Source organism: Alicycliphilus sp. T452, assembly GCF_054512775.1.
Window position 1 is genome coordinate 1 of record NZ_JBTNEH010000082.1, and the last position, 586, is coordinate 586.

Below are 586 nucleotides of genomic sequence, written 5' to 3' on the forward strand. Positions count from 1 at the left end.
CTATGGCAGGCCGGGCAATTATTTCGAGCGCCAGATCGGGCGCTGGAGCAAGCAGTATCTGGCGTCGGTCACCGAGCCGATCGCCGAGATGGATTGGCTCATGCAGTGGCTGCCCGCGCACATGCCCGACAGCGCCAGGGACGAGGGCCGCGTGTCCATCGTGCATGGCGATTACCGGCTCGACAATCTCATGTTCCATCCCACCGAGCCGCGCGTGATCGCGGTGCTCGATTGGGAGCTGTCCACGCTGGGCCACCCGCTGGCCGATTTTGCCTACCACTGCATGGGCTGGCATATTCCCGCCTCGCTCAGCCGCGGCATCGGCGGGCTGGATCTGGCGGCCCTGGGTATCCCGGGCGAGCGCGATTACATCGCCCGCTATTGCGAGCGCACCGGCATCGCGGACAACGCGCAGCTGCACGCGGACTGGAGCTTTTACCTGGCCTACAACATGTTCCGCATCGCCGCCATCCTGCAGGGCATCGCCAAGCGCGTGGAGGATGGCACCGCCGCCAGCGCCCAGGCAAAGGCCGCCGGCGCCACGGCGCGGCCCATGGCGCAGCTCGCGTGGTCTTTCGCGCTGCGC

The 586-nt window shown here is 67.6% G+C and carries 1 protein-coding gene; it reads left to right on the plus strand.

Annotated elements, in window-relative coordinates:
* The coding region (locus ACX12L_RS23000) for a phosphotransferase family protein (protein ID WP_459264581.1) at positions 1-586 on the plus strand (586 nt) is incomplete at both ends.